The 6,808-nt window shown below is 38.4% G+C and carries 8 protein-coding genes and 1 pseudogene; 5 read left to right on the forward strand and 4 right to left on the reverse strand.

Annotated elements, in window-relative coordinates:
* Positions 1-119: 119 nt before the first annotated feature.
* On the reverse strand, positions 120-557 hold the full coding sequence (locus Q0017_RS12900; protein ID WP_298147581.1) for a DoxX family protein: 438 nt from the start codon (positions 555-557) through the stop codon (positions 120-122).
* A gap of 159 nt (positions 558-716) precedes the next feature.
* Here Q0017_RS12900 and soxR point away from each other — a divergent pair, with 159 nt between their 5' ends.
* Entirely contained in the window at positions 717-1,265 is a 549-nt protein-coding gene (soxR, locus tag Q0017_RS12905) for a redox-sensitive transcriptional activator SoxR (protein WP_298147606.1), read from the forward strand.
* An 83-nt stretch (positions 1,266-1,348) separates the two neighbouring features.
* Here soxR and trpA read toward each other — a convergent pair whose 3' ends face one another.
* Positions 1,349-2,134, reverse strand: coding sequence for a tryptophan synthase subunit alpha (gene trpA / locus Q0017_RS12910; protein WP_298147584.1), 786 nt, complete (start codon positions 2,132-2,134; stop codon positions 1,349-1,351).
* A complete protein-coding gene (gene trpB, locus Q0017_RS12915; protein ID WP_298147587.1) occupies positions 2,131-3,342 on the reverse strand; it encodes a tryptophan synthase subunit beta in 1,212 nt (403 codons plus the stop codon). The genes trpA and trpB overlap by 4 nt, the downstream gene beginning before the upstream one ends.
* 102 nt (positions 3,343-3,444) lie before the next feature.
* On the opposite strand from trpB, the gene Q0017_RS12920 reads away from it, so the two are divergent.
* Positions 3,445-4,323, forward strand: coding sequence for a LysR family transcriptional regulator (locus Q0017_RS12920; protein WP_298147590.1), 879 nt, complete (start codon positions 3,445-3,447; stop codon positions 4,321-4,323).
* A 126-nt stretch (positions 4,324-4,449) separates the two neighbouring features.
* Here the strand turns inward: Q0017_RS12920 and Q0017_RS12925 are convergent, their stop codons facing one another.
* Entirely contained in the window at positions 4,450-5,130 is a 681-nt protein-coding gene (locus tag Q0017_RS12925) for an IS6 family transposase (protein ID WP_298147593.1), read from the reverse strand.
* Here Q0017_RS12925 and Q0017_RS12930 point away from each other — a divergent pair.
* The 3 genes and pseudogenes from Q0017_RS12930 to Q0017_RS12940 all read left to right on the forward strand — a co-directional run.
* Positions 5,111-5,341: pseudogene (locus Q0017_RS12930) on the forward strand (transporter associated domain-containing protein); the annotation flags it as partial. The gene Q0017_RS12925 and the pseudogene Q0017_RS12930 sit on opposite strands and share 20 nt — an antisense overlap.
* A 232-nt stretch (positions 5,342-5,573) precedes the next feature.
* Positions 5,574-5,789: a DUF2158 domain-containing protein gene (locus Q0017_RS12935; RefSeq protein WP_004675998.1), complete on the forward strand. Its 216-nt coding sequence runs from the start codon at positions 5,574-5,576 to the stop codon at positions 5,787-5,789.
* Between the two features lie 498 nt (positions 5,790-6,287).
* The gene (locus Q0017_RS12940) at positions 6,288-6,758 is read left to right on the forward strand and encodes a DUF2971 domain-containing protein (protein WP_298147601.1); all 471 of its coding nucleotides are present in this window, start codon (positions 6,288-6,290) and stop codon (positions 6,756-6,758) included.
* Positions 6,759-6,808: the final 50 nt, after the last annotated feature.

Here is a 6,808-nt window from a genome sequence, read left to right on the forward strand (position 1 = left end):
GAGCAAGCGCGGAGACTGTTACGATAATGCACCGATCGAAAGCTTTTGGGGAATACTGAAAAATGAGTTAGTGCATCTCTAGATCTCTACTTTTCTTTTAGATGTTGGTTTGTCTTTAATTAGCAGGTGTGCTGTGCATCCGTTAATTCATTCACTTTATTGCGATAATGACCAGCGATACAAAGACTGATCAAACCACCAATCACCGCAATGTGTTCAAAGGCAAAATACATGGAGATCGTGGCTTGTGGAGCTGACATGGTCCAGAAGTTGTGAACAATCAGGATTGTGAGCAATAAGAATACCGAAAGAGCACCTGCACCTAACCACAGATACTTTTGAAATAAGATACAGTAAGAACTAAATAACAGAACGATTGCTGAAGCATAGTTAAACAACCAGGTAGGTTCCAAACCAGCTGCACGCATTTCCTGAAAGCTATTTTCAGTATCGAGAACTTTAGCGAGTCCGGAACTTAAAAATAAAAAGGCCAGGCAGCAGCGAGCAATCAGCCATAACCAACGACTCTCTAGCATATTTTTGACAAAAACCGGCATGACAACCTCATCACTATATTAAAAACAACTAGATATCATTTAAAAATCAATTCAACATAGCGATTCTAAAACCTCAAGTTAACTTGAGGTTAAGTTAAATAAAAAATATAATTGATTAAAATTTGATGACTTGGAATAGACCGATTGGACAATCATTTGCTGCATGATTCAGAGGAAGATCAGAAACATCCTTTCCAATGGTTGAGTATTGGTGAACTCGCTGATAGAAGTGGTGTGAGCGTTTCGGCTCTACGTTTTTATGAAGAGAAAGGGCTCATATCGAGCATGCGTTCAAACGGAAACCAACGACGTTATCAGCGTGCCATGCTGCGAAGGGTAGCCATCATTAAAGTGGCTCAAGTCGTTGGGATCAGTTTGCAACAACTGAAAGATCATTTTTCTATATTGCCGGAGAACAAAATTGCCAATAAGCAAGACTGGCAAGCATTATCGGAAACATGGAAAGGGCAGTTAGATGAAAAAATTATGTATTTGCTCCAGCTCAGGTCCCAGTTAGATAAATGTATTGGTTGCGGTTGCCTGTCTTTAGATCAATGTCCTTTACGTAATCCAAATGATCAATTCGCTGACCAATCTGTGATTAATCCTTATGAAAATGATTTGATTGAGTTACTCAACAAGCAGTTGGTAGAACTGGAGCAACTCGATTTAAATGCTCTAGAGCTGGCTGAAACACATCATCACTGAAATGCATATTTGAGAATGACCTAAAGAACAGAAATCCTATTCTTTAGGTCATAAGTGCTCTATTGATGATCATGAAGAAAAAATTAAGATTTCTCTTTCAAAACCTGTGAAAATTTTCTCACTTTTTCTAATGTCGCATCCACACCTTGCTTAAAGAAAGTATCAACCAGTGCTGAGCCGATCACAACCAGATCAACTTTATTGGCCAAAGCTTTCACATGACTTTCATTTTTAATCCCAAAACCAATTGCGATCGGGATATTAAACATGGGTTTTATTTCAGCGATCTTTTTTTCAAGATTGGGTAGATTCAAATTGCCTCCGGTGAGGCCATTTTCCGCAACATGATATAAAAATCCTGTCGCGCTTGCCGAGATTTGTTCCAACCGCTCAACAGGGGTAGTTGGTGCGGTCATTGCGATTAAATGCATGTTTTTTTCAGTTAATCGCAGTTTAAATTGTTCCCGATATTCATAGGGCGCATCCAGAATCAGGATCCCATCAATCAGATTTTCGGTATCCGCAACCAGTTTCTCGAAACCATATTGCATGATCGGATTTAAATAGGTCATGAAAATCATCGGAGTAGTGTCATCCTGTAGACGGATTTCTTTCACCAACTCAATTGTCTGATGCACGGTTTGGCCAGCACTCAGTGCTCTGAGATGGGCTGCCTGGATGGTCTCTCCATCTGCAACAGGATCAGAAAATGGAATGCCAACTTCGATGATATCGGCTCCAGCCTGACCCAACTGACTAAACAGACGACAGCTTTCAGTAAAGTCAGGATCTCCAGCCGTAAAATAACAGACCAGACCGCTTCGATGTTCCTGTTTTAATTGCGCGAGTTTTTGATCTAAACGGTTCATGCGCTTGCTCCTGCAAGATATTTTTTGACTGTGTCTAAGTCTTTGTCCCCTCGACCACTTAAATTGACGATAATTGTCTGCTCCGGCTGCATTTCTTTTGCCAGCTGGATGGCATATGCGATGGCATGAGAACTTTCCAACGCCGGGATAATACCTTCCTGCTGACTCAACAACTGGAAGGCCTGCACAGCCTCTTCATCATTGACTGCTGCATAAGTCACGCGACCTGTTTCAAACAAGATGCCATGCTCAGGACCCACCCCGGGATAATCCAGTCCTGCGGAGATGGAATGTCCTTCTAAAATTTGCCCATCTGAATCTTGGAGTAAGTAAGTCAAATTGCCATGCAGGACACCGATTCGACCTTTTGTAATCGAGGCAGCATGTTCGCCACTATCTGTCCCTTTTCCACCGGCCTCAATCCCAAACATTTTGACATCAGGATCTTGTAGAAAGGGATGCATGAGTCCCAATGCATTGGATCCTCCACCGACACAGGCAACCAAAGCATCAGGGAGTTTATTTTCCTTGAGGAGGATTTGATGTCTAGCTTCTATGCCAATAATTTTTTGGAACTCTCTTACGATGGTTGGATAGGGATGGGGACCTGCACCTGTTCCCAACAGGTAGTAAGTCGTGTCTACGTTACTGATCCAGTCACGCAACGCTTCATTCATGGCATCTTTCAAGGTTCCACGGCCTTTCCTCACGCCTTTGACTTCAGCACCGAGCAGTTTCATGCGTTCAACGTTGGGCTGCTGACGCTGAATATCAGTTTCACCCATATAAATCGTGCAGTTCATCTTAAAGAGCGCACAGACCGTTGCTGTGGCAACGCCATGTTGTCCGGCACCTGTTTCTGCAATGATTTTGGTTTTACCCATAAATTTAGCTAATAAGATTTGTCCCACACAGTTATTGATCTTGTGGGCACCGGTATGGTTCAAATCCTCTCGCTTGAGATATATTTTGGCTCCTCCTGCATACGCTGTTAGATTTTTTGCATAAAACAGAGGGCTAGGACGACCCACGAAGTCTGTTAAAATTTGTCTATATTCAGTCCAAAATTTAGGTTGATGCCGGATGATATTAAATGCGTGTTCTAAATCTTGTAGGGCAGGCATCAGGCTCTCTGGCATATAGCAGCCGCCAAATTTCCCAAAAAAACCAGATTGATCAGGACCCTGACCGGTATAAGGAGTTGTCATTCCATCTCTCTTGAAGCATCAAAATTTACTGAATCTTAAGAGATTTCCATTTTCCTTATAATTGATATATTTTTAGCTCATGATGTTAGAAATATTTACAGCATGAAACGTAGAACCTTACCGCCCTTAAATTCTCTTAAAGCATTTGAAGCAGTCGCGCGACATAAAAGTTTCAGCTTGGCTGCAGAAGAATTATGTGTGACTCATAGTGCGGTTAGCCATCAAATCAAACAGTTAGAAGAGTGGTTGGATAAAAAACTCTTTATCCGGCATTCATCAACGATCTCTCTCACCAGAGAGGCAGAAGACTTATCCCGTCTTTGTACTCACTTTTTCAATGAGTTGGAACAATGTGTCTTTGAGTTAAGTAACAAAGCTTCAGAAGTGGAAATTGTGATCGGAGCATCTCATAGTTTTATGGCGAATTGGCTGATTCCACGCTTAGAGGAACTCGAAATCATTTATCCCAATATCCATATTAAATTAATGACCTGTAACGACTTAAAGCTACTGGAAAAAGAACAAATTGATATTTTTATCAATAGCTTAAGTTTAGATCAAATACTACCTGACTCTTTGGATCAATACCTTTTATTCCCAGATCACATGGGACCTATTTGTAATGGTGAAACATACCATTTGAATACGATCAATGATCTCTTGAAGTACCCATTACTGCATACTCATTCTAATAAGAATGCCTGGCCTATCTGGTTTGAACGATCAAATATGAACGTTCAGACTAAATCAAATGACCGCTATTTTGATCGTCTTAATTTAATGATTGAGGCTGCTGTTTCCGGATTGGGGATTGCCATAGCACCTCAAATTTTAGTAGAAAAAGAAATATTGAATGGCAGGATTGAAGCTCCTTTTGGGTTCATAGAATGCGACTATAACTTCTATGCCATTGTTAGAAAAAATAGTGCGAACAGTGATGTCATTAATATTGTGAATTGGTTACAGAATGCGGCCAAATGAGATCTTTGGAGCATTACAACCTTCAAGCATATGAATATCTAGTTAATTTTATTTAATCGTATAGCTAGTTAAAGGGCACTGTTGCAAATAGAAATTTGAGTCGATGATGTCCCCTTTAAAAAGTGCTTAGAGACCGAAAACTCTATTCACTAGATACACTTCACCCTGAGGCTGACCATAATAAAATGACGAAGCTTGTCCTTTACGTAGTGCACGCATGACTTCAATACCTTTAATTGTGGCATAAGCCGTCTTCATCGATTTGAATCCTAATGTGGCCCTGATGATCCGCTTTAGCTTGCCATGATCACATTCGATCAGGTTATTTTTATACTTAATCTGCCTGTGCTCAAGGTCTGGTGGACATTTTCCTTCCTGTTTTAACCGTGATAAAGCACGTCCATATGTGGGTGCTTTATCCGTGTTGATCACTTGTGGAATTTGCCACTTCTTCACATTATTTAAAATTTTTCCAAGAAAACAATATGCTGATTTGGTATTACGTCTAGAAGAAAGATAAAAATCAATGGTATTGCCACGTTGATCGACTGCACGATACAGATAAGACCATTGTCCATTTACTTTTACATAAGTTTCATCAATATGCCATGAGCTCAGATCTGTAGGATTACGCCAATACCAGCGTAAGCGTTTTTCTATTCCCGGAGCATAACGTTGAACCCAACGATAAATAGTCGTGTGATCAACATTCACACCACGTTCGGCCAGCATTTCCTGCAGTTCACGATAGCTAATGCCATATTTACAATACCAGCGCACAGCCCACAGCTGGAAAGCCAGTGGCATGCTGGATCTGTATCAACTTGAACTAGAATTGGGAATGCTCGACCTGGTAGAAGAAGATGCAAGCTATATCACAGTGGCTGGCTTGATTCTGGATAAAGCACAAACTCAAGTAAAAGCAGGTACTTATATTGAGTATCAGGGCGTTCAGTTTGAAGTGCTGGAAATGGATGAGAACATGATCAAGACGGTTCAGATTAGCTATCGCAATTAATTGCTTGTGAAACGTGAAAATTCACAAAAAAAGCCCATTCGAGGGTGAATGGTTTTTTTTAAAAATCATAAGATATTGATTTAAAACAAATAATTTAATTATTTCGCATAACGCGTATTATGTTAATTTTAGAATAACTTAAAAATATTTTACTTAAATATTTTTTTGACCTTGAAATAAAGAAATAAACCATTATTAATTATAGACTTATAAATATATATGGAACTTTAAAATGGCAAAATCAAAATTTTCAATTGGTGATAGTGTCTACCTTAAATCTGGTGGACCAAAAATGACTGTAACAAATCTGGCAGAAAAATCGACAGGACGGATTACGGTCTATACACAATGGTTTGTCGGTCAGAAAGCTAATGCAATGAATGCTCATGAAGATTCCTTTACAACAGAAGACCCAAATCCCCAAAAGGAAATTTCAGAAAAAAAGTAAGTGTCCAAGCTTTAACTGAAAGATTTATTGAACATCTCAATAAGTTCAAAATTTTAAACCACGAAGAAGTAATTGGTATTTTATATATTGAATACGATGGGGCATTTGTAACTGTAAATGAGAAAGGTAATCAAGTAATTGATAAACCTTTATTAAAAGCTTTTAAGGAAGCTACAGTAACTACAGTGGTTTGGGATAAGTCTGAAAAAGCTTGGCGTTTCCGTGAAGAGTATGACTCTACGTCAAGATCGCAATAATATTTTAAGAGCATTTATTCATTATTTGCTCTTAAAATTTAATTTTATGGCATTTTAGACAAAAAATTTAGATAGCTTGGAGTCTTAATTGGTTTTTTTTAAATACTACAGTGCTAATCCTTATGCTGAATCAAAAGACATAATGAACCCTCTTAGATATCACTCAATAAGGTATTCGTCTCCCCAACTCTTCAACGACCCTTATGATTGTAAGTGTCTTTTTGAGGGCATTAATTCAGAAATGGAAGATGTATTTTCAGAAAAAATTAATAAACACCTAAGAATCGCATGTTTAAGTAGAAATCCCCAATCTCCAATAATGTGGTCTCATTATTCCAGTGATCATCAGGGATATATCATTGAATATAACATTCGTGAACCAATTTATAAAAAAGTTAAATATGATGAAATAGAACCCTTCTACTATTCTGCTAAAGAGCTAAAAGAATCTATCCTTAAAAAATATCCAGATATTCTAGATTCAGAAATTGACTCTAAAATGAAACAAACTTTAGAAGAAGATCCTATTTATATGGAAAAACTTCATGATTCTATTTTTACAAAACATGTAGATTGGATCTATGAGGAAGAGTATCGCTTTATTGATACGAATGAGTCCGGTTTTTCTCATGACTATATTGATCATAATTTATCTTCAAAAGATATAAACTCAATAGTTCTTGGAGGCTTTGTTGCACAAACCTATCTGTAAAGGGTTTTTCAGCGATATAATTTCCAAATGAAGAAGCCTACACACAAAAT

This window comes from uncultured Acinetobacter sp. (assembly GCF_947624825.1).
GTDB lineage: Bacteria > Pseudomonadota > Gammaproteobacteria > Pseudomonadales > Moraxellaceae > Acinetobacter.